Origin of the sequence: Arthrobacter sp. ZGTC212, assembly GCF_002929255.1 — a bacterium.
Classification (GTDB): domain Bacteria; phylum Actinomycetota; class Actinomycetes; order Actinomycetales; family Micrococcaceae; genus Arthrobacter_B; species Arthrobacter_B sunyaminii.
In genome coordinates this window covers 1,096,841-1,118,073 of the sequence record NZ_PJIJ01000001.1, presented here as the reverse complement: position 1 = coordinate 1,118,073, position 21,233 = coordinate 1,096,841, and the positions used below count along the sequence as shown (strand labels likewise).

At 65.9% G+C, this 21,233-nt stretch carries 16 protein-coding genes and 1 pseudogene; 8 read left to right on the top strand and 9 right to left on the bottom strand.

Annotated features, from left to right (window positions below; all coding sequences use genetic code 11):
• Window positions 1-61 precede the first annotated feature (61 nt).
• From CXQ89_RS19050 to CXQ89_RS05455, 4 genes are all read left to right on the top strand, one after another.
• Complete coding sequence (locus tag CXQ89_RS19050) at window positions 62-1,546, top strand: macrolide 2'-phosphotransferase (RefSeq protein WP_104160510.1); 1,485 nt, start codon at window positions 62-64, stop codon at window positions 1,544-1,546.
• A 281-nt stretch (window positions 1,547-1,827) separates the two neighbouring features.
• Window positions 1,828-2,214 (top strand): GntR family transcriptional regulator, encoded by a 387-nt coding sequence (locus CXQ89_RS05465; protein ID WP_104052585.1) that lies wholly within the window; start codon window positions 1,828-1,830, stop codon window positions 2,212-2,214.
• Window positions 2,211-3,140 carry an ABC transporter ATP-binding protein gene (locus CXQ89_RS05460; RefSeq protein ID WP_104160509.1) on the top strand — a complete coding sequence of 310 codons (930 nt, stop codon included), beginning with the start codon at window positions 2,211-2,213 and terminating at the stop codon, window positions 3,138-3,140. Before CXQ89_RS05465 ends, CXQ89_RS05460 begins: the two co-directional genes overlap by 4 nt.
• The gene (locus tag CXQ89_RS05455; RefSeq protein WP_104052587.1) at window positions 3,137-3,826 is read left to right on the top strand and encodes a hypothetical protein; all 690 of its coding nucleotides are present in this window, start codon (window positions 3,137-3,139) and stop codon (window positions 3,824-3,826) included. The genes CXQ89_RS05460 and CXQ89_RS05455 overlap by 4 nt, the downstream gene beginning before the upstream one ends.
• 91 nt (window positions 3,827-3,917) lie before the next feature.
• Here the strand turns inward: CXQ89_RS05455 and CXQ89_RS05450 are convergent, their stop codons facing one another.
• The 3 genes from CXQ89_RS05450 to CXQ89_RS05440 are packed head-to-tail and all read right to left on the bottom strand — an operon-like array spanning window position 3,918 to window position 11,163.
• Window positions 3,918-7,442 carry an ATP-dependent DNA helicase gene (locus CXQ89_RS05450; RefSeq protein ID WP_258059880.1) on the bottom strand — a complete coding sequence of 1,175 codons (3,525 nt, stop codon included), beginning with the start codon at window positions 7,440-7,442 and terminating at the stop codon, window positions 3,918-3,920.
• Window positions 7,439-10,762, bottom strand: a complete 3,324-nt coding sequence (locus CXQ89_RS05445) for an ATP-dependent DNA helicase (protein WP_104160508.1) — start codon at window positions 10,760-10,762, stop codon at window positions 7,439-7,441. The genes CXQ89_RS05450 and CXQ89_RS05445 overlap by 4 nt, the downstream gene beginning before the upstream one ends.
• Window positions 10,759-11,163 (bottom strand): MGMT family protein, encoded by a 405-nt coding sequence (locus CXQ89_RS05440; protein WP_104101428.1) that lies wholly within the window; start codon window positions 11,161-11,163, stop codon window positions 10,759-10,761. The genes CXQ89_RS05445 and CXQ89_RS05440 overlap by 4 nt, the downstream gene beginning before the upstream one ends.
• Before the next feature lie 72 nt (window positions 11,164-11,235).
• Between CXQ89_RS05440 and CXQ89_RS05435 the strand changes: the two genes are divergently transcribed.
• The 4 genes and pseudogenes from CXQ89_RS05435 to CXQ89_RS05420 all read left to right on the top strand — a co-directional run bounded on the left by CXQ89_RS05435 (window position 11,236) and on the right by CXQ89_RS05420 (window position 15,031).
• Window positions 11,236-11,919: a 3'-5' exonuclease gene (locus tag CXQ89_RS05435; protein WP_104160507.1), complete on the top strand. Its 684-nt coding sequence runs from the start codon at window positions 11,236-11,238 to the stop codon at window positions 11,917-11,919.
• Window positions 11,920-12,239: 320 nt separating this feature from the next.
• The gene (locus CXQ89_RS05430) at window positions 12,240-13,229 is read left to right on the top strand and encodes a methionine ABC transporter ATP-binding protein (RefSeq protein WP_104052591.1); all 990 of its coding nucleotides are present in this window, start codon (window positions 12,240-12,242) and stop codon (window positions 13,227-13,229) included.
• Window positions 13,226-13,903, top strand: a pseudogene (locus CXQ89_RS05425) (methionine ABC transporter permease); the annotation flags it as partial. The gene CXQ89_RS05430 and the pseudogene CXQ89_RS05425, both read left to right, overlap by 4 nt.
• A 288-nt stretch (window positions 13,904-14,191) precedes the next feature.
• Window positions 14,192-15,031 carry a MetQ/NlpA family ABC transporter substrate-binding protein gene (locus tag CXQ89_RS05420; protein WP_104160505.1) on the top strand — a complete coding sequence of 280 codons (840 nt, stop codon included), beginning with the start codon at window positions 14,192-14,194 and terminating at the stop codon, window positions 15,029-15,031.
• Between the two features lie 81 nt (window positions 15,032-15,112).
• Here CXQ89_RS05420 and hemL read toward each other — a convergent pair whose 3' ends face one another.
• From hemL to hemQ, 6 genes are read right to left on the bottom strand one after another with little or no spacing between them, the layout of a single operon-like run.
• The gene (gene hemL, locus CXQ89_RS05415; protein WP_104160504.1) at window positions 15,113-16,438 is read right to left on the bottom strand and encodes a glutamate-1-semialdehyde 2,1-aminomutase; all 1,326 of its coding nucleotides are present in this window, start codon (window positions 16,436-16,438) and stop codon (window positions 15,113-15,115) included.
• Window positions 16,438-17,421 carry a porphobilinogen synthase gene (gene hemB, locus CXQ89_RS05410; protein WP_104052595.1) on the bottom strand — a complete coding sequence of 328 codons (984 nt, stop codon included), beginning with the start codon at window positions 17,419-17,421 and terminating at the stop codon, window positions 16,438-16,440. Before hemB ends, hemL begins: the two co-directional genes overlap by 1 nt.
• Window positions 17,422-17,453: 32 nt before the next feature.
• Entirely contained in the window at window positions 17,454-18,329 is an 876-nt protein-coding gene (locus CXQ89_RS05405; RefSeq protein ID WP_104052596.1) for a uroporphyrinogen-III synthase, read from the bottom strand.
• Between the two features lie 24 nt (window positions 18,330-18,353).
• A complete protein-coding gene (gene hemC / locus CXQ89_RS05400; RefSeq protein WP_104052597.1) occupies window positions 18,354-19,310 on the bottom strand; it encodes a hydroxymethylbilane synthase in 957 nt (318 codons plus the stop codon).
• The gene (locus CXQ89_RS05395; RefSeq protein WP_104052598.1) at window positions 19,310-20,506 is read right to left on the bottom strand and encodes a ferrochelatase; all 1,197 of its coding nucleotides are present in this window, start codon (window positions 20,504-20,506) and stop codon (window positions 19,310-19,312) included. The genes hemC and CXQ89_RS05395 overlap by 1 nt, the downstream gene beginning before the upstream one ends.
• Window positions 20,503-21,222, bottom strand: a complete 720-nt coding sequence (gene hemQ, locus CXQ89_RS05390) for a hydrogen peroxide-dependent heme synthase (protein ID WP_104052599.1) — start codon at window positions 21,220-21,222, stop codon at window positions 20,503-20,505. Before hemQ ends, CXQ89_RS05395 begins: the two co-directional genes overlap by 4 nt.
• Between the last annotated feature and the right edge of the window lie 11 nt (window positions 21,223-21,233).

The window sequence follows — 21,233 nt, the reverse complement described above, 5'->3', positions numbered from 1 at the left end:
TCCGGCGACTCGCCGTGAGCTTATGGTTATTCGCACCACATCTGCCTCTACGGTTGAAGATGTGAAACGCACCCCCATGGAATTGGCAGCAATGGCCAGCGCCGCCGTCCCCGGGCTGGCCCCCACCGGCGTCGCAGGCTCCCCCGACGACGCCGCGGACTTCGACTCCGCCGTCCTTGTCGACGAAGCCGGAAAGCAGTGGCGGGTACGTTCGCCCAAGCACATCGATGCCAGCATGCGGCTGGAAACAGAGCTCCTGGTACTGCGGGCCTTCGTGCCGGCGGTGCGGGCAGAGCTCCCGTTTGCCCTGCCTTACGTGGCCGGCACCGTACGGCAGGGTGACCTCTGCACTTTTGTCTACTCGCATCTGCCCGGTTCCACCCGGGACATTGATTCACTCGTAGCCGAAGGCGGGCCGCTGCCCCGCGAGGTGGGGCGTGCCATGGCCGCCATCCACAGCCTGCCGCATGACCTGGTGAATGACGCCGACCTGCCCAGCTATTCGGCAAACGAGTTCCGGCAGCGCAAACTCAACGAACTGGACCAGGCCGCCACCACGGGCAAAATCCCCCCGGTGCTGCTGCGCCGCTGGGAACACGCCCTTGAGGACGTCACCCTGTGGCGTTTCAACCCTTCAGTGGTTCACGGTGACCTGCACGAAGACAATCTGCTGGTTTCCAACGGCCGCATCAGCGCCGTCACGGGCTGGACGGACCTTCGCATCGGCGACCCGGCAGACGACTTTGCCTGGCTGATCGCCGCCAACGATCCCACCTTTACCGACGCCGTGCATGCTGCTTACAACGCCGCACGTCCGGAAGCGCCTGATCCTCATCTGATCCGCCGGGCGGCCCTCTCCGCGGAGTTCGCACTCGCTCAGTGGCTGGTACGCGGTGTGGCAGCCGAAAACCCGGGAATGGTTGCCGAGGCCGAGGAAATGCTCGCCACCCTTGAAGCGGACATTCTGGAGCAGGAAGCCGCGGAAAAGGCCGAGCAGGACGACGCCGAAGCCCTTGCGGCGGAAAGCGCCGCAGCCTACAAGGCCGCCGCTGCGGAAAAAGCCGCGGCAGCCGATGCCGCGGCAGCCAGCCAGGCCGCCGCACCTGCCGTTGTGCTTCCCGCTTCCCATCCGGCTCCGGCCAAGGGTCCCACGGTCAGCGGTACGGTGAGCGCAGGCTCTTCACGCGTCACGGTCATGCCCATCGAGACTATGCCTGCTAAATCCGAAACAGACGGCGCACAGGATTCAGGCAAACCGCCGGCGGCGGCCACAGGGGCCATTTCCGCGGTTGCCGTTCCGCAGGGCGTCTCTTCAAGCGGTACTCCTTCAGCGGGTGCTTCCGTATCAGAAACCGCCTCGTCGAAGGTCACCGTCCTCGACGCAAGCAGCGGGACCGAGGCAGAGTCCGGAAAAACACGGAACGAGGATTCATCCTCCGCCGCACGTTCCGAAGCGGCAAAGCCGGCCGCAGCTGATGATTCACACGGAAAGCAGCAGAATTCCGGTCCCGCGAAAAAGAAGTTTGGACCGATAAAGAAGAAGTAGGTACAGGCGGCCGCATCCGCCTTCCCCTGGCGCGCGGCAAACCCGGTCCGGCATCCGTTGGCCCCTTTGATGCCGCACGGCACCCCTTGACACCCCACACCAGGAGGGCTCTCTGCGACCCTCCTGGTTTTCTGCTGCCCGGATTCTGTCACTCAGCCCTTGCCACCGGGCTATCCTGGTTCTATGGTTAGTTACACCACCAACTAACCAAGTAACCAGATCAGGCGCTTTCTGATCCCACTCCGTGAAACCGAGGCAGGCATGACCCTCAGGCCGCATCCGTGAACGTTTTCGATGAAAGCCGTCCCATCTTTGTGCAGATAGCCGAGCGCATCGAGGCCGACATATTGGACGGTGTCCTTGCGGAGGAAGCCCAGGTTCCCTCCACCAACGAATTCGCTGCCTTTTACCGCATCAATCCGGCAACCGCCGCCAAAGGCGTCAACCTGCTGGTCGACGAGGGCCTCCTGTACAAACGGCGGGGCATCGGAATGTTTGTTGCCTCCGGATCCCGCGCCGTCGTCCTGGCCAAGCGACGTGAACAGTTCTACCGCCAGTACATCCAACCCGTCGCCGACGAAGCGCGAAAGCTGGGTATCGGCATTGACGAGTTATCCGAACTCATCCACCGCAGTGCCGCCGAACACGAAGGGACCCCGGCACCATGAACGTCGTAGAAACCCGCAACCTCACCCGCCGTTACGGAGACGAGACGGCATTGGACAACGTGACCCTTTCACTGCCGGCCAACCGCATTTATGGCCTGCTGGGCCGCAACGGCGCCGGAAAAACCACGTTGATGTCCATCCTCACCGCACAGGCGTTCGCCAGCTCCGGGGACGTCCGGATCTTTGGTGCACACCCGTTCGAGAATGAATCTGTCCTGTCCCGAATGTGCTTTGTCCGTGAGTCGCAGAAATACCCTGAGGACTTCACCATCCGCAACGCCCTCGACGCAGCGGCCCTCTTCTTCCCCAACTGGGACAAAGACCTGGCGGAGGTGTTGTTGGCTGACTTCCAGCTGCCCGCTCCGAAAAAGCACCGGATCAAAAAGCTCTCACGCGGACAGCTCTCGGCCGTAGGAGTCATCATCGGCTTGGCTTCCCGCGCCGAACTGACTTTCTTTGACGAGCCTTATCTGGGTTTGGATGCCGTGGCACGCCAACTCTTCTACGACAGGTTGCTGACTGACTTCGCCGATCATCCCCGGACCATCATCCTTTCGTCCCACCTAATCGACGAAGTGGCAAACCTGCTCGAACATGTGATCGTGATCGACCACGGCCGCATCGTTATGGATGACGAAGTGGATGCCGTCACAGGTTCGGCCTTCGCCGTCGCCGGTTCCGCCGCCGCGGTGGAACGGTTTGTAGGTGAACGGCCCATTCTGCACAGGGACTCGCTCGGGGCACTTTCCTCGGTGACGGTGGACAGCACGCTGACCGCGGACGACCGTAAGCTTGCGCGGACGCTGGGACTGGAACTTGCACCGGTCTCACTGCAGCAGCTGATTGTCCGGCGCACCCTCAAAGCGAATGAAAGCTCCGGTTCTTCGGACGAAACCTACAACAAGGATCTGGAGGTGCTGCGATGAACCGGCCGCTGGCAGTAGCTCGCATGCAGCTGCTCAACAAATGGATTTATTTCGGCATCCCGGCGATCATCCTCGTTTCCTCCACGCTGATCGCAGTGGCGATTCTGGCGGTTATACCGGACACCGGCGGCACCAGGATGGCCCTCTCCGGCCAGTCCGTCATGTGGTATTTTCTCGGCATCGGTGTGCAGGCTCTGACCCTCACCTTCCCGTTCTCGCAGGCCATGAGCGTCAGCAGGCGTTCCTTCTACATTGGAACCCTGGGCCTGTTCGCCGTCATGGCCCTCGGGCTCGGTGTGCTCTACTGGCTCCTCGGCTTGGTGGAAAAAGCGACGAACGGTTGGGGAGTGAACGGTGCCATCTTCGCGATTCCCTGGATAGTGCAGTCCGCCTGGTACACGCAGATCCTGCTCTACTTCGCACTGTCGACGCTGCTGTTTATGTTCGGCTTCTGGTTTGCCACGGTCTACAAGCGGTGGCGCACCACGGGCCTGCTGGTCGCCCTTATAGGGTTCGCCGTGATTCTTCTGGGGGCCGTGGCATCGGCCACCTGGACGGACTCCTGGGCAGCGGTGGGAGCCTGGTTTGTCCAGCTGACGCCTCTCGCGCTGACGGGTTGGCTCCTCTTGGGCGGCGTCGTGCTGGCGGCGGGTTCATACGGAACCCTTCGCCGGGCCACGCCGTAGGCAGGCTTTTGCCGCCGGCAAAACAAGGCGACTAAATAACAGAAGTGCCGCCGCCCCTTCACCGGGGCGGCGGCACCTCCGTTGTCCGGGATCAGTTCCGGTCCGAAGAATTCGCCGATCGGATGATGTCCTCCAATTCCTTCTCCCCCAGCAGGTTGAAGGGACGAATGAGCTTGTCGGCTGCCACGTAATAGAACGCGGCGTTGACCTTCTCCAGCGGCACCTGCTTCAGTCGGGCCCACGCCAGCCGGTACACCGCCAACTGGACCGAGCGGATGTCCAGCTTGTCCTTGGACGGCGGCGCTCCGGTTTTCCAGTCGATAAGGTCCCAGGTTCCGTCGGCATCCTGGAAGACGGCGTCGATGCGTCCGCGCACCACCACCGTGTCCACCCGGGTTTCCACCGGCACTTCGATGAAGGCCGGAGTACGCCGTGCCCAGGGCGAAGCCTCGAAAATGGCGATCATGTCTTCGAGCTGATAAGCCTCGTCCACGTAGGCGTCGGCTGCGCCGGGGTGCTCGTCGATGTCCAGCATGCCGCTGGTCCCGAAGAACTCCTCAACCCAGGCATGGAACGCCGTTCCCTTGCGCGCCGCCATGCCCGGCTCCCGCGGTACGGGACGCCGCAGCTGCCGGGTGACTTCCTGGGGATCGTCTTTCAGATCCACCAGCAGGGAGGCGGAAATGTGGGCGGGCAGTTCAACTTCCACCACCTCGTTGGGCGGGCGGTGCCGGGCCAGGACGAGCTCCACCTCTTTTGCCCATCGAGTGGGTTCAAACACGCTGCCGGACGACTCCCGGGGTTCCTCCTCCGGAAGGGCATCCGCGCCTGTGAGGATGTCGATCTCCGACTGCCCCACCCGTCCCGACTGCCGGGCCGCTGCGCCGAGGACTGCCGCTGCAGCAGCCTGCATATCTGCGCGCCGCTCCCCCAGCGGATCGACGGGCCAGCTCCGGCGCTGGACGTCGGCATTGGCCGGGTTGGAGGTCCCTTCGTTCCCCTCGTCCACCCATGACAGGAGATGGAATCCGGGAGCTCCGGCCTTTCCGAGGTCGTACAGGTCCTGGAGATAGCGGGAGACCGCCGTCGGTTTGGACCGCCCGCCTCCCCACGCACTGGAGGTACAGATCAACACATATTTGGCCCGGGTAAAGGCAACGTAGGCCAGACGGCGTTCTTCACGCTCCGCGTGTCCGCGCGCGTCTTCGCTGAAGGCTTTCTCGCTGTCCACCCAGCCCTTCTGATCCTCCTGCTCCCAGTCCCACTGCGGAAGATCGGGGGCGTCCCCCCGCAGGGGCCAGGGAATGGCGCCTTCCCCGCTGCTCCAGCGCGAATCACGGTCATTGGGGAACTGGCCCTCGTTCAATCCCGGAACCACCACAACGTCCCATTCCAGTCCCTTGGAAGCATGGACGGTCAGCAGCTGCACGGCGTCGCGGCTGGCTTCGAGCTGCGTGACAGGCAGTCCGTTTTCTTCCTCGTTGGCAGCCTCCAGCCACGCCAGGAAGGCCATGAGGTCCACCCTGTCGCTCGACGCACTGAAGGTGGCTGCTGCGTCCACGAAGGCATCCAGGTTCCGCCGCGACTCGTGAATGGTGACGCCGGGCTTGGCTGCCACTTCGATGTCCAGCAGGATCCGGCGCTCAACCTCGCCGATCAGAGTGGTGAGGTCTTCGCCGACATAGCTGCGCAGGTCCCGCAGTTCGTCGCGCAGCAGGGTCAGCCGGCGCAGCCCTTCCGCGGAAATGGACCGGCCGGCGTTGGATACCCAATCCGGGCGCGGAAGCGCATCAACGGCTTCCACCAGGGAACCGGCTTCCGCCATGTCCGCTTCCACCACGGTTTCGGTGCCGTCCGGCGCCTCATCGGGACGGTGGACGTCCGCTGCATCAGCCACGGACATAGCGCGCTCCCGGACCCGGACGAGGTGCCGCGACCAGTCGGCCAGTGCCATCAGGTCTGCGGGACCAATCCGCCAGCGTGCTCCGGCCAGGATCCGCAGCATTGAGTCCGAGCGTCCGGGGTCGCCCAGGACACGCAGGACGGCCAGAAGATCCACCACTTCAGGCGTGGACAGCAGACCGCCAAGGCCCACGATCTGCACTGGAATTCCGCGCGCTTCGAGTGCCTCCCGGATGGGGCCGAACTGTTTGCGCCCGCGGCACAGGACGGCCATGGTGGGCTGGAGCTCCTTGCCTGCGTCGTCCTTTTCGAACCGCCCTCGGCGGTGGAGCAGGATCTGTTCGGCCACGGCGTCGGCTTCGCCCGGGATGTCTTCAGCATCTCCGGTCCCGGGTACGGAGACGTCCGTCAGGTAACGCCCGAGATGGACCTCGCCCAACGGTGCCCGCGGCTTGGCCTGCAGTTCGGGAACGTGCGGCAGCCTCTGGTGTTTCAGCCACGGTGCGGTGGTGTTCAGGGGTGCCGAGACGGCGTTGGCGGTGGCGAGGATGGAGGTTGAGTTGCGCCACGCCACCGACAGATTAGCTACCGGCGCCAGTGCCCGGGAACCGTCGGGCAGGAATAGCGGGAACTGGTCACGGAACGTACCCAGCTGACCGGCGGATGCGCCGCGGAAACCGTAGATGGACTGATGCGGATCTCCCACGGCTGTCACGGCACGGCCGTCGCCGAACAGTTGGGAAAACAGCACCATTTGGGCGTGGGAGGTGTCCTGGAATTCATCAAGGAGGACCACCTTGTACTTTGCCCGCTCCATTTCAACGGCCTCGGGGATGGTGGCGGCGATCCTGGCCGCCAGTTCCACCAGGTCACCGAAGTCCAGCTGCCGGCGCTCGGATTTGGCCCTGCGGTAGTTCTCGACCAGTTCCGTAACGGAGATGCGGGTGCGCAGCCGGTCCATCAGCTTCTGCACCGCTGCGGTTGCGGCCTTGGTTTTACCAGCCTGGTAGGGCAGCCCGGAAACGACGGCGAGATGGGCCGCCAGGTGCTCCCGAACGTCACCGGGGGTCTGCAGGTGTTCGGCGCATTCGCCGGCCATCTGCAGCACGCCGTTGACCAGGGTGGACTTGGCGGCCGTGAAATGTTCAAACTCTCCGGTGTAGGCCTCCACCACTTCGGTGGCCAGCTGCCAGGACTGGGCTCCGCCGAGCATCACGGAATCCCGTTCCACGCCCAGGCGCAGACCGTAGTCGTTGACGATGCCGTTCGCGTAGGAATGATAGGTGGAAACGGTGGGATCCAGCCGGGCGTCGGCGCTTTCGTCGGGATCGGTTCCCGGCGGAATCAGACCCGGATCGGCAGTGCCCACCGAAAGGACCCGGTGCAGCAGGTCCAGCCGCTGCCGGATGCGGGATTCCAGTTCACCGGCTGCCTTGCGGGTAAAGGTTACGCCCAGGATCTGTTCCGGGCGCACCAGCTGGTTGGCCACCAGCCACACCACCCGGTCGGCCATGGTTTTGGTCTTGCCCGACCCTGCGCCGGCAATGACCAGCAACGGTTCCAGGGGCGCTTCGATGATGCCGACCTGATCGTCAGTGGGATACAGCACCGCACTGTTGGGATCGGTGTGCAGCAGCTTGGCCAATTCACGGGCGGAATACCGCGGAGTGCCGGGAACCTCGGGGGGAAGGGCTTCGGTCATGGCGGCACTCATTCAGTGACCTGCTTTCCTTCGGGGCAGAGCGGGCAGATTTCCGGAAGACGGCAGCCGTGGCCGCCGAATCCGCTGCGCGTGGGTTCGTGCACGGTCTCAAACTTGGAATCGGACATGTATGCCGCGGCTGTCCGGATCATGTCCTGCGCCCGCGTGTCTTCGGGGTCCAGCGGTTCCTGCTCCTGCACGGACACTCCCTTGTTGGTGGTGCCCAGCTGAACCAGTGCCGCCCCGCCGGGCAGGGACGACGGCACAGCAGGCTTCGTCGCGGGGGCGTCCCCTTCCTCAGGCTTTTCCCGGGCGACGGCACCTTCCCGGACGGCCTCCTGATAGGCGGCAAGCTGCGGATGACCTTCGAGTTCATCCTTCTTGGGCGCTGACTTTCCCGTCTTCAAGTCAACGATGAACAGCCTGCCCTCGGCGTCGATCTCCAGCCTGTCGATCTGCCCGCGCAGCAGGGCCGTCCTCTCCTGTCCGCGGATTTCCACCGGGATTTCCGCGGCGAAGTCCCGTTCCACGTCCACCAGGGAGCGGCCTTGCTGCCGCATCCTGATGACGTACTCGGCGAGTTTGCGCACCATGGTTTCGGCGCGCCTGAAATCCACTTTGCCTTCCCAGTTGTCCTTCATGCCCAGCGCCGGCCAGCGCCGCTGGAGTTCGGAGACGTATTCGCTGCCGGAGGCGTCCGGCAGGTCCTGGGCGATTTGATGCACCAGAGTGCCCAGGGAACGGGCGAAGTCGGTGGCCTGCTCCCCGCCCGCAGCGGAAACGAACCAGCTCAGCGGGGATTTCAGCACAGCGTCAACCTTGGACGGCGACACCGGAATGGGAGTTTCCTCGGGAATCACCGGATCCTCCGTGGACAGGGGCGCCAGCCCCCACCACTCGGACGGCGCAGCGCCGGGCACGCGCACGGGGTGGTTGAGCATGGTGCCCAAATGATGGACTGCTTCACGGGCGAGTTCCGGTTTTTCCTCCCGCTGCTGTGCATGGGCCCGCAGCTCCGCCACCAGGGAGCGCAGGGTGAGCGGACGCAGGACCTCGGTGCGATCCCGTTTCATCGCTTCGGGCGGCAACGGTTCCACCAGGTCCAGGAACGGGGAGGGCTGTTCATCGTCCGAGGACACCGCTGTGCAGATCAGCAGATCGCGGGCACGCGAGACGGCGGTGGAAAAGCTGCGCAGCTCATCGTGCCGGGTGGCGTGCATCAACGTTTGCGGGCTCCGGTGCTTTGCAAAGCCGTCACCATGCTCTATAGCCGCCACCAGGTCTCCGCTGCCCAGCAATTCTCCGCGGAGCCGGAGATTGGGCCAGACTCCGTCCTGCACGCCGGCAACAATGACCATGGGCCATTCCCGTCCCGCAGCGCTGGCCGGTGTCAGCAGTTCCACGGCATCGCGGCGCTGGGCACGGGCGGCCAGGGTATCCATCGGCAGTTCGGAGCTGGTCAGGTAGTCGAGAAACTGGGCCGGCGTGGAGCCCGGCAACTGGTCAACGTAGCGTTCAGCGGTCTGGAACAGCGCCATGATGGCATCCAGGTCCCGGTCGGCCCGTGCCCCGGAGGCCCCTCCGGAGAGCGCCGCTTCAGCCCATTTTTTGGACCAGCCCGAGGCTGACCACAGGGCCCAGAGCACTGTTTCGGCTGTGGCACCGGGCTGATCCGCCGCGGTGCGCCCGGCGCGCAGCATGGCGGCCAGCCGCTGGGCTGCCCGTGCTTCCCACGACAATCCTGCGAGCGCCAGGCCGCTGGGCGACAGCGGGTCCAGCAGCGCCTCCACCAGCAGGACATCGCTGGTGCGTCCGCCTCCGCTGCGGACTTCTTCCCGCCGCAGTGCCTGGCGCAGCCGGCGCAGTTCAATCGAACTGGCGCCGCCGATCCGCGAGGTCAGCAGGGCAACGGCCGATTCGGGTGTCAGCAGGTCCGGATTCAGGACGACGGCGAAAGCGTCCAGCAGCGGCCGCACCGCGGCTTCATCCCGCACCGCCTTTTCCGCAACGGGCACTTTGACGTCGATGCCCTGTCCGCTGAGGTAGCGCTGGATCCGGGCCAGCTGGCCGCCGGTGCGGACGATCACGGCCATGTCTTCGAGCCTCCGCCCGTCCAGCAGCTGTGCTTGGAGGATGCGCTGGGCTATGTAGCGCAGTTCATGCATGGGCGAATCGACGACGTGTGCCTCAGCCCGGCCGGAAACCAACGCGTCAGCCGGTACCTCGTCCGAAACTGCATCCTCTGCCGGTTCCTCCGGCCCGGTAACGGGAAGATCAGCGGCGGGAAGAACAGCAGCCCGGTAACGGGGCAGCTGCCCAACCACCGAAATGCGCGAGGCCGTCCGGAGCCAGGCTGTGGCAATGGAACCGGTAAGCCGGTGCTGCCCGGACAGCACAAACGTCTGCAGCCCTTCGCCCAAGGTGTCGGAGAGTTGACCCAGCAGGTCGGGGCGGGCTCCGCGGAAGCCCTGCACAACGGTGTCGGGGCACGCGGTGACCACGGCGTCCCCGCCTCCGGCGAGCAGTCGTAGCAGGGCGTGGATGGCCGGGTTTGCTTCCTGCAGGTCGTCCACGAGGATGAGCTGGAAGCGGGCCCGTTCGGCAGCCAGGAACTCTGGATCACTCTCCAGTATCTGCAGCGCGCTGGTGATGATGCCCGCCGGGTCAAAGGCCTCCGGCATCCGGATATCCAGGACGTCACGGTACTCCGCATACAGGGCAGCCGCGGCCACCCAGTCCGGCCGGTTGTGCCGGCGGCCCAGATCCGCCACCCGCTCCGAGGAGATGCCGTACTCGATGATGCGGTCAAACAGCTGCCGGATCTCCTGCCGAAAGCCCCGCGTCGGCAGGGCCAGGTCCAGGGACTCAGGCCACGGCAGGGCGGGGATCCCCTGCTGGCCGTGCCCCTCCAGCAGTTCCTTGATGATGACGTCCTGTTCGGCGCCCGACAGCAGCTTGGGTGCCCGCGTGATGTAGGGCAACCGGCCTTCGGCTTTGGCCCGCCGAATCAGATCAAAGGCGTAGGAAGCCCAGGTGCGGGCCGGAGACGTGCTCAGGGTGCCCTGCAGCCTCGCGGACAGCGCATCGCGCAGCGCCGCGGCGGCCAGGCGCGTGGGTGCCAGCAGGAGCAGTCCCGCGGGATCGAGTCCGCGGCTGATCCGGGCAACGGCTGCTTCCACCAGAACCGTGGACTTGCCGGTGCCGGGAGCGCCCAGCACCAGGACGGGTCCGCTGCCGGCGGGCAGGTCCACGACCGCCTGCTGGTCCGGGGTCAGTTCCGGGGCCTGTGCGGTTGCCGCGGAGGGCCCCACCAAATGCAGTTTTACGCTCATGCCTCTACTTCATCACGTCCCGCCGACACTTCCGGCCCGATGCCGCCCAGCCCGGCGCGCAGGACCTCGAAGACGGCCCAATCCGTTTCCGAAGGGAACCACCGTGCTGCACCGATCCGCACCCGGTAGCCGCCGCCGTCGTCGTCCGGGGTCCCCGTCACGGGGGTACCTTCGGCCGCGTAATGCTCCCAGGCGCGCAGGCCGTGGCACCGGGGAGGTTCACCGCCGGCGCGGATCACGCGCCACCAGGGCAGGCCGGCTCCGTGACGGGACAGGACGGCACCCACCTGGCGCGGACCGCCGTGGCTGAGGATTTCGGCCACATCCCCGTAGGAGAGGACATGCGCGGGCGGTATCAGCTCAACCACCGAGCGCACGGCTTCGACGTAGTCATTGCGCATATGACCAGCGTAAGCCGAGCGCCCGCCGTACCGGAATCTTGGATTGTCAGTGCCCAACGGTACGTTTATTTCATGAACAGCTGGCATGAACTCCCCCACGCGGCCTTTGATCTTGAGACCACCGGCCGCGACCCGCAGACCGCACGCATCGTCACCGCTTCCATCATTCTGGTCAACGGTCAGGGGGAAGTCCTGAAGCACCATGAGTGGCTCGCCGCCGTGGAGGAGGACATTCCCGCCGAGGCTGCCGCCATCCACGGCATCAGCACCGAACACGCCCGTGCACAGGGTCAGCCCGCAGCCGCGGTGACGGCTGAAATTGCCGGAGTGCTGGGAAGCCTCTTCGCAGCGGGCATCCCGGTCCTGGCGTTCAATGCCTCCTATGACTTCACCGTCCTGAACCGGGAATGTGAACGGTTCGGGCTGACGCCGCCGGCCCCTGCCCCCGTCATCGATCCCTACATCCTGGACAAGCAGGTGGACCGTTACCGCCGCGGAAAGCGTACGTTGACGGCGCTGACGGAACACTACGGCGTCGGCTTCGAGAACGCGCACACTTCAGCCGCGGATGTCATGGCCACGATCGGGGTTGCCCGGGCCATGGCCGGCAAGTTCCCCGTCCTGCACCGTGAAGCCACCCTGCTGCATGAGGCGCAGGTCAACTGGGCCCGTGAACAGGCAGCCAGTTTCCAGGAGTACCTGCGGCGCAGGGATCCATCCGCCGTGGTGGACGGCACCTGGCCCGCGCGCAACTAACTGGCTGCCTTCCCGGACAGCCATGTGTCCGGAAGCAACATCGCGTCACGGTAGGAAACATATTGGAAGCATGCTTCACATAGTCCGCCCGAATCGAGACAGCAGCCCCCTGCGTGAGATACTGACAGCTGTGTTAGGCGCTGATGGCGCCCCAGGCGCGACCCGGAGACCCCGTGGCAGGGCATCTCGCAGGGATCCGGCGTCTTGTGCCACGTGATTGGCAGACACCACCCGGTTGGCCGGCACCCAGACGTGCCCGGTACTTTCCGCGTCCGGCAACCGCCCGCTGACCAGCACCAATACACAGACCACGAGGATCAATGATCACAGTTACCGACCTGCGCAAGGTCTACCGCCAGGGCGACCGAGACGTCACTGCGCTCGACGGCGTCAGCCTGAGCGTGCCGAAGGGATCCATCCACGGGATCATCGGGCATTCCGGTGCCGGCAAGTCCACCCTGGTGAGATGCCTCACCCTGCTGGACCGTCCGACGTCGGGCTCGGTCACCATCGACGGGCGGGAGCTGACCGCGGTCAAGGACTCCGAAATCCGCAGCGCCCGGCGCCGCATCGGCATGGTTTTCCAGCACGCCAACCTGATGGATTCCCGCACGGCAGCAGCGAACATCGCGCATCCTTTGGAGCTGGCCGGCGCCAAGAAGCAGGTCATCCAGGACAAGGTGTCCGATCTCCTGCGCCTGGTGGGACTGGAAAGCTTCGCGGGTGCTTATCCCGCACAACTGTCCGGCGGCCAGAAACAGCGCGTTGGCATTGCCCGCGCCCTGGCCTCTGATCCGGACATCCTGCTGTGCGACGAGCCCACCTCGGCCCTGGACCCCGGCACCACCGATGACATCCTGGACCTGATCTCGGACCTCTCGCACCGGCTGGGACTGACGGTTCTGATCATCACCCATGAAATGAACGTCGTGAAACGCATCTGCGATTCCGTCTCCCTGCTCGAAGCAGGGCGGGTTGCCGAGCACGGACCGCTGAACGAGGTCGCTTCCAACCTCGGCGGCCGGCTGGCCAAGGCGCTGATTCCGCTGCCCGCCACTCCGCTTTTGCCCGGGGATCCCACCGGACCGGTCCTGGAGCTGCTGCTCACGGGCGGCAACGCCACGGAACCGGTGCTCTCGGCATTGACCCGCCGCTTCGACACTGATGTGAACGTCCTCGCGGGAAGCGTTGAAACCCTGGCAGGCAGGCGCTTCGGACGACTGCGCATCCAGCTCGACGTCCATACGGACATGACCGCCGTAACCGACTATCTCGCCGACCAGGGCGTTGCCGTGGAGGTGGCCGCATGAACTTCCTGACCGAACTTTTGGACAATCCCGGAATCACCAAGGCTTTGCCGGAATCCATTCTGGAAACCCTGCAGATGGTGGGCATCTCCGGCCTTGTCACGCTGCTCATCGGCCTTCCGCTGGGTATTTTCCTGCACACCAGTGCACCCGGAGGCCTGCGCCCGCTGCCCGTCACCAACCGGATTGTCAGCGGCGTCATCGTGAACATCACCCGTTCCATTCCGTTCGCCATCCTGATGGTGACGCTGATCCCGCTGGCCCGCATCATCACCGGCACCTCCATCGGACCGATCGCCGCCTGCGTGGCCCTGAGCATCGGCACCATCCCCTTCTTCGCCCGGCTGGTGGAAACCGCGCTGCGTGATGTGTCAGGCGGCAAAATCGATGCCGCCCTGGTCATGGGGTCCACGAAGATGCAGATCGTCTCCAAGGTCCTGCTTCCGGAAGCGATGCCGGGACTGGTTGCCGCGCTGACCACCACGATGGTCACCCTGGTGGGCTACTCCGCCATGGCCGGCATCGTGGGCGGCGGCGGGCTGGGCCGGCTGGCCTACAACTACGGTGTCCAGCGCTTCGACAGCGGCGTCATGATCGTCACCATCATCGTGATCGTGGCCATTGTCCAGGTCATCCAGATTGCCGGCGACATGGTGGCCCGCCGCGTGGATCACCGCTCGGCCGACGGCGGTGCCAGGCGCCGCCGCCGGACCGCTGCCGCCGGCGCCCCCGGTGCCGCTGCCCTCGATGTCAGCGTTGTCGCGCCGCCCGCCGGCCCGGACCACGTCCCCGGCCGCAGCGTCCCGGACACAGCGGACATCCGCCGCTGACCATTGAAGTTTTTCCCGCCGTCCGCTGCCTTGCCGGCCGCGGTCCGGACCGGAATCTGCAGCCAGTAGCCGCTAGCTGCCCACTGTCCGGGTTGGATGTCTTCCGGCCCGGGTTCCCTGAAAGGAACGCACCCGATGCGTAAATCACTGACTCTCGTTGCCACCGGTGTGGCCGCTGCCCTGGCGCTATCCGCCTGCGGAGGCTCCGACACCTCCAGCGAATCCGTTGACAGTCTGGATCCGGCAAACCCGGTAACCCTGACGGTGGGTGCCAGCCCGCTGCCGCACGCGCAGATCCTCCAGTACGTCGCCGACAATCTGGCGGCCGATGCCGGCCTCGAGCTGGAAATCAAGGAATTCGACGACTACGTCACTCCGAACATCGCCCTGGATGACGGCTCGCTGGACGCGAACTACTACCAGCACCTGCCGTACTTCGAGTCCCAGGTCGAGTCCCAGGGCTACGACTTTGAGCACGGCGCCGGCGTCCATGTGGAGCCGTACGCCGTCTTCTCCGAAAAGCATGAGGACATCTCCGCCGTCGGCGACGGCGCCCGCGTGGCCATCACCAACGACCCTTCGAACCAGGCCCGCGCGCTGACGCTGCTGGAAGAAGCCGGCCTGCTGGAGAACGTTGAAGACGACGCTTCGGTGCTGGCCCTGACGGACGAGCAGAACCCCAAGGGACTGGACTTCGTTGAGAACCAGCCGGAACTGCTGGTCAATGACCTCAGCGATCCCACCGTGGACCTGGCCATTCTGAACGGCAACTACATCCTGGCCGCCGGCCTGAGCACCGACGACGCCCTGCTGGTGGAATCCGTCGAAGAGAACCCGTACGCCAACTTCCTGGCCTGGAAGACCGGCAACAAGGACGCCCGCATCGACCAGCTCGAAGAGCTGCTCCACTCCCCCGAGGTCTCTTCCTTCATCGAGGAAACCTGGCCCAACGGTGACGTCACTGCTGCTTTCTAGGCACTGACTGCCGCCCGCTGAACAACGAAAAACCCCGCCCCTCCCGAAAGGAAGAGGCGGGGTTTTTCGTGGCTCGGGCCGTTACGGCTGTGCGTCAGCCGCAGCCTTGGCGGCCGCCGGAAGCGCAGCGTAGATGCGCTCCATGGCGGCGTCGTCGTGCGCGCCGGACAGGAACCAGGCCTCGAAGACCGACGGCGGCAGGTACACGCCGCTCTCCAGCATCGAGTGGAAGAACGGCTTATACCGGAAGGACTCCTGCGCCTGGGCCTGCTCGTAGTTATGCACGCCGGTGTCCGAGGTGCCAAAGGCAACGCTGAACAGGTTTCCGGCACGCTGGATGCTGTGGTCCACGCCGGCGTCGGTCAGTGCAGCGGAAACCGCGGCGGAGAGCTCGGCGCTGCGGGCATCCACAGTGGCATAGACCTCTGCGGTGGCAGCCTTCAGCGTGGCGACACCGGCGGCCATGGCGATTGGGTTACCCGACAGGGTACCTGCCTGGTAGACCGGGCCCAGCGGAGCCAGGTAGTCCATCACGTCGGCGCGGCCGCCCAGCGCGGCCACGGGCATCCCGCCGCCAATGACCTTGCCGAAGGTGAACAGGTCCGGCGTCCAGCCTTCCTTCGCGCCGGTCAGGCCCCAGTAGCCGGCCGGTCCGGTACGGAACCCGGTGAGGACCTCGTCCAGGATCAGCAGGGCGCCGTTTTCTGCGGTGATGCGGGACAGGGCGGCGTTGAATCCCGGCTCCGGGGTCACCACGCCCATGTTCGCGGGCGCTGCCTCGGTGATGACGGCGGCAATGTTCGCGCCGTGCTCAGCGAAGGCCTTTTCGACCGCATCCACATCGTTGTACGGCAGCACCAGCGTTTCAGCGGCGGTGGCTTCGGTGACGCCGGCGGACCCGGGCAGGGCCAGGGTGGCCAGGCCGGAGCCGGCAGAGGCCAGCAGCCCGTCCAGGTGGCCGTGGTAGCAGCCGGCGAACTTGATGACCAGGTTGCGGCCGGTGTAGCCGCGGGCCAGCCGGATGGCGGTCATGGTGGCTTCGGTGCCGGTGGAGACCATGCGCAGGCGCTTCACGCCCGGCACCCGGTCCATCACCAGCTGCGCCAGTTCGGCTTCGGCGGGGGTGGACGCACCGAAGGACAGTCCGTTGTCGACGGCGGCGTGCACGGCGGCCAGCACGTCCGGGTGGGAGTGGCCCACCAGGGCGGGCCCCCACGAGCAGACGAGGTCCACATACTCGCGGCCCTCGGAGTCCGTGATGTACGGGCCCTTGGCGGAGACCATGAACTTGGGCGTGCCGCCCACGGAGCCGAAGGCCCGGACCGGGGAGTTCACGCCGCCGGGCATCAGGGCCCGGGCACGGTCAAAGAGTTCTTCGTTGGACGACGGTGAGACAGGTGAGGACATTACTTGCTTTCCTTCAGCCAGGCCGCCAGCTCGGTGGCCCAGTAGGTGAGAATCATGTTTGCGCCGGCCCGCTTGATGCCCAGCACGGACTCTTCGATGGCCCGGCGGCGGTCAATCCAGCCGTTGGCGGCGGCAGCTTCAATCATCGCGTACTCGCCGGAGATCTGGTAAGCGCCCACCGGGACCGGAGACATGGCGGCCACGTCGGCCAGCACGTCGAGGTAGCTCATGGCCGGCTTGACCATGACCATGTCCGCACCTTCTTCAAGGTCCAGCTCAACCTCCAGCAGGGCTTCGCGGCGGTTGGCCGCCTCCATTTGGTAGGTCCTGCGGTCGCCCTTGAGCTGGGAATCAACGGCTTCGCGGAAGGGGCCGTAGAACGCCGAGGCATACTTCGCGGCGTAGGCGAACAGGGACACGTCCTGATAGCCGGCGGTGTCCAGTGCATGGCGGATCACGGCGATCTGCCCGTCCATCATGCCGGACGGGCCCAGTACGTGGGCGCCGGCGCGGGCCTGCTCCACAGCCATCCGGCCGTAGATTTCCAGGGTGCTGTCATTGTCCACGACGCCGTTTTCGTCCAGGACGCCGCAGTGCCCGTGGTCGGTGAATTCGTCCAGGCAGACGTCGCTCATGATGACGAGGTCATCGCCCACTTCCTCGCGGACGGCGGCTATGCCGCGGTTGAGGATACCGTTCGGATCGGTCCCGGCGCTGCCGACGGCGTCGCGCTCGGCGGGGATGCCGAAGAGCATGATGCCGCCCACCCCCAGCTCAACCGCTTCCGCGGCGGCCTTCTTCAGGGAATCCATGGTGTGCTGGACGACGCCGGGCATAGAGGTGAGCGGATTGGGCTCGGTGATGCCCTCGCGGACAAAGGCGGGGAGGATCAGTTCGGCCGGATCCAGCCGGTATTCGGCGGTCAGCCGCCTCATGGCAGGTGTGGTGCGCAGCCGGCGGGGACGGTGCTGGGGGAAGCTCATGGATAAATCTGCCTTCCGGTAATGACGGGGAACTAGTTTGTAGGACCCGTAGACGTAGCAATAACGAGGGCCTGCGCTATTCCCTCGGGCGTGGGTTGGTTTGCCACAGCATCGGGCGGGCAGCCCAGCTCAACCATTTGGGCAGCCGTGCTGTCTCCAATGGCAACCAGCAGTGTGCCCCGCGGAACGGGTGCGCACAACCGCAGGAAGCGGCGAACGATGCTGGGCGAGGTCAGCACGACGGCGCGCGGACCGGCCGGTGCGGCGCCGAGGAAGTCCTGGGCGGTGATCAGCGGAGCCGTTCCGTCAGCGCCGGTGTCGGCTGCGGGCGTAAAGCGGACGCCCGGGGCGGGATAGTCCACGGTGCAGTAGGCCGTGACGGCGCGGACGTCCCAGCCCAGCGATGTGAGGTTGTCGCGGAGCGCCGGATCGGCCAGGTCCGCCTGCGGCAGCAGGATGCGCAGTGCCCCGCCCTCAGGATCCGAATCCTGAGGGTGCGGCCAGGTTTCAGCCAGCCCGCGGGCGGAATGATCCCCCTCGGGCATCAGGTCCACGGCCAGACCGGTGTCCTCCAGCGCCCTGCGGGTTCCGGTACCGACGGCGGCGATCCGGGTTCCGGCAGGCACGGCGGATGCCGCCGCCACCCCCAGGGCGGCGCAGCGGCGCACCATGGCGCGCACGGTGGTCACGCTGGTGAAGATCACCCAGGCAAACCGTCCGGAGCGCAGGGACACGAGCGCCGAGTCCAACTCACTGGTGTCAGCGGGAAACTGGAAATCAATCAGCGGCAGGAGCGCCACGGCAGCACCGCGGGATTCCAGTTCGGCGGTCATTGCCGCGGCCCGGTCCGGGCTGCGCAGCAGGACCACGTTCAGCCCCGCCAGTTCCCGGAGTTTAGCCCCGCTCATCTCAGCTGTTTCCGGAAGGCAGCATTAGCTGACCGCCAGGTCCGTCAGGGACGCGGCACCGGCGGCAAGCAGATCTTCTGCCAGGCGGACGCCCAGGGCACGGGCGCCGTCTTCGTCCAGCTCCGCCGTAGCCGCGGAACGCCGCATCACCTTGGCACCGTCGTCGCTGCAGACCACGGCCTCCAGATGCAGGCGAACCTCAGTCACGGTGGCCAAGGCACCAATGGGTGCGGTGCAGCCGGCTTCCAGCCGGTTCAGCAGCGCGCGTTCCGCAGTGACCGTCAGGCGGGCGGCGTTGTTGTCATAGGCAGCCAGTGCCCGGCTCAGCGGTCCTTCGGCGGCGTCAGCGGTCCGGCACTCCACTGCCAGGGCACCCTGGCCGGGAGCGGGCAGCATGACGGAGGGGTCCAGGAATTCCGAGACCATCTCCAGCCGGCCCAGGCGCGCCAAACCTGCGGCCGCCAGCACGACGGCGTCAAGGTCGCCGGGAGCGCCTTCCACCAGGCCGGCTACACGGCCCAGGCGGGTGTCCACGTTGCCGCGGATATCCACTACCTCCAGGTCCGGACGGGCGGCACGCAGCTGTGCGGCCCGGCGCGGAGAGCCGGTGCCCACGCGGGCGCCTTCCGGCAACTGCGCCAGGGTCAGGCCGTCGCGGGCGCAAAGCGCGTCACGGACGTCCACCCGGCCCGGGATGGCCCCGATGGTCAGGCCGTCCGCTGCTCCGGTGGGCAGGTCCTTGAGGGAGTGGACGGCTACGTCGCAGTCTCCGCGCAGCAGCGAGTCCCGCAGTGCGGCCACGAAGACACCGGTGCCGCCAATCTGGGACAGGGCGGCCCGGTTGATGTCCCCTTCGGTCCGCACCCGGACCAGTTCGACGTCGAAACCGCCCAGTTCGGAGAGCGCGTTGGCCACTGTGGTGGTCTGGGTGACGGCCAGGGCGCTGCCCCGGGTGCCGATCAGGACGGGCGAATGCGCCACTACTGCACACCCACCGTGGAATCGGCGCCTGCGATCGTCGGCTTTTCGCCGCGCAGGTTCGCGCAGCAGCCGGGGCGGCAGACGTCGTACCAGGGGCCCAGCGGAGTCACGGCGGGACGGTCGGCAATGTTGTTCTCGACGGTGCGCTCGCAGAGCAGATCCACCAGTCCTGCGACGAAGGTGTCGTGGATGCCCGGGGTGGGCGTGCGGTGGGCTGCCAGGCCCAGTTCTTTGCAGGTGTCCATGGCTTCGGTGTCCAGGTCCCAGAGGACTTCCATGTGGTCGCTGACAAAGCCCAGCGGCACAATGACGACGCCCTGGACGCCCTTGGCGGGCAGTTCCGCAATGGCGTCGTTGATGTCCGGTTCCAGCCACGGCGTGTGCGGGGATCCGGAACGGGACTGGTAGACAAGCTGCCAGTCGAGCCCGGCGGCTTCCGGGATGCGGTCGATGATGGCGCGGGCGTTGGCGAGGTGCTGCGCCACGTAGGCGCTGCCTTCCTCGAACTCGCGGTCGCGCGGGCCGGACGCTTCGGCGTCGGCAGTGGGGATGGAGTGCGTGGAGAACAGGATTTCAATCTTCCCGTCCGTCTTGCCCTCGGCGGCCAGCTGTTCGCGGACCTGGGCGAGGGAATCGCGGACGCCCTCGACAAACGGCTCCACAAACCCGGGGTGGTCGAAGTACTGGCGGACTTTGTCCACCTGCAGCTTTTTATCCAACCCGGTCGCCAGCAGGTTCATGCCCAGGTCCTCGCGGTACTGGCGGCAGCTGGAGTAGGAGGAGTACACGCTGGTGGTGACCATCAGCAGGCGGCGGTAGCCGGTGTCATACGCTTCCTGCAGCACGTCCTTGATGTAGGGGGCCCAGTTGCGGTTTCCCCACAGCACCGGGGTGTCGATGCCGCGGCGCTTCAGCTCAGCCTCGAGGGCTGCCTTCAGCGCACGGTTCTGCTCATTGATGGGGCTGATGCCGCCGTTGGCGCGGTAGTGGGTGGCCACTTCCTCCAACCGCTCGTCCGGGATCCCCCGGCCGCGGGTGACGTTCCGCAGGAACGGAATGACGTCTTCCTGTCCTTCGGGGCCGCCAAAGGAGGCCAGCAGGATCGCGTCGTAGTGCTTGGGGGCCATGCGTCCGTTCTCGTCAACGCCGTCAAGCGGGTTGAATGCTGCGGACTCGCTGGAGGGCTCAGATGTCATTTCAGTACCTCGGCAACTTCCGCGGCGTCGATGCGCCGGCCGGTGTAGAAGGGGATTTCTTCGCGGACGTGGTTACGGGCTTCGGTGGAGCGCAGGTGACGCATCATGTCCACCAGGTCAACCAGGTTGGGAGCTTCCAGCCCCAGGATCCATTCCCAGTCACCGAGGGCAAAGGAGGCAACAGTGTTGGCCAGGACCTGCGGGAATTCGCGTCCCAGCATGCCGTGGTCGCGCAGCATCTTGCCGCGTTCCTCGGCCGGCAGCAGGTACCACTCGTACGAGCGGACAAACGGGTAGACACAGATCCAGGCTTCGGGATCAATGCCCCGGGCGTAGGACGGCCAGTGATTCTTGGAGAACTCCGCATCGCGGTGCACACCCATGGCAGACCAGGCAATTTCGGTTCCGGCGAAGAGGCCGGAGCGGCGGATGTCGCGGACGGCTGACTGCAGGTCTTCGGCGCGGCCGCCGTGCAGCCACACCATGACGTCGGCGTCGGCCCGCATGGCAGAGACGTCATACAGCCCGCGAAGGGTGACATGGCGCTCTGACAGTTTCTCGGTCAATGCCTCGAAGGCTTTGACGTTTTCCTCGGAATCGGCAGCTGCACCTGATGCCCCACCCGTCGCGGACCGCTTGAAAACGGTCCAGAGGGTAAAGAACTGTTCTTCGGTGGCGGCTGTTTCTGCGGTGCTCTGACCCATGGGCTCACTCATGATTAACAGTC

What these genes read in the sequence shown, in the direction of transcription:
- CXQ89_RS05460 (WP_104160509.1), top strand. Translation starts at nt 2,211, where the DNA reads ATGAACGTCGTAGAAACCCGCAACCTCACCCGCCGTTACGGAGACGAG.
- CXQ89_RS05455 (WP_104052587.1), top strand. Translation starts at nt 3,137, where the DNA reads ATGAACCGGCCGCTGGCAGTAGCTCGCATGCAGCTGCTCAACAAATGG.
- CXQ89_RS05450 (WP_258059880.1), bottom strand. Translation starts at nt 7,442, where the DNA reads ATGAGTGCCGCCATGACCGAAGCCCTTCCCCCCGAGGTTCCCGGCACT.
- CXQ89_RS05445 (WP_104160508.1), bottom strand. Translation starts at nt 10,762, where the DNA reads ATGAGCGTAAAACTGCATTTGGTGGGGCCCTCCGCGGCAACCGCACAG.
- CXQ89_RS05440 (WP_104101428.1), bottom strand. Translation starts at nt 11,163, where the DNA reads ATGCGCAATGACTACGTCGAAGCCGTGCGCTCGGTGGTTGAGCTGATA.
- CXQ89_RS05435 (WP_104160507.1), top strand. Translation starts at nt 11,236, where the DNA reads ATGAACAGCTGGCATGAACTCCCCCACGCGGCCTTTGATCTTGAGACC.
- CXQ89_RS05430 (WP_104052591.1), top strand. Translation starts at nt 12,240, where the DNA reads ATGATCACAGTTACCGACCTGCGCAAGGTCTACCGCCAGGGCGACCGA.
- CXQ89_RS05420 (WP_104160505.1), top strand. Translation starts at nt 14,192, where the DNA reads ATGCGTAAATCACTGACTCTCGTTGCCACCGGTGTGGCCGCTGCCCTG.
- hemL (WP_104160504.1), bottom strand. Translation starts at nt 16,438, where the DNA reads ATGTCCTCACCTGTCTCACCGTCGTCCAACGAAGAACTCTTTGACCGT.
- hemB (WP_104052595.1), bottom strand. Translation starts at nt 17,421, where the DNA reads ATGAGCTTCCCCCAGCACCGTCCCCGCCGGCTGCGCACCACACCTGCC.
- CXQ89_RS05405 (WP_104052596.1), bottom strand. Translation starts at nt 18,329, where the DNA reads ATGAGCGGGGCTAAACTCCGGGAACTGGCGGGGCTGAACGTGGTCCTG.
- CXQ89_RS05395 (WP_104052598.1), bottom strand. Translation starts at nt 20,506, where the DNA reads ATGACATCTGAGCCCTCCAGCGAGTCCGCAGCATTCAACCCGCTTGAC.
- hemQ (WP_104052599.1), bottom strand. Translation starts at nt 21,222, where the DNA reads ATGAGTGAGCCCATGGGTCAGAGCACCGCAGAAACAGCCGCCACCGAA.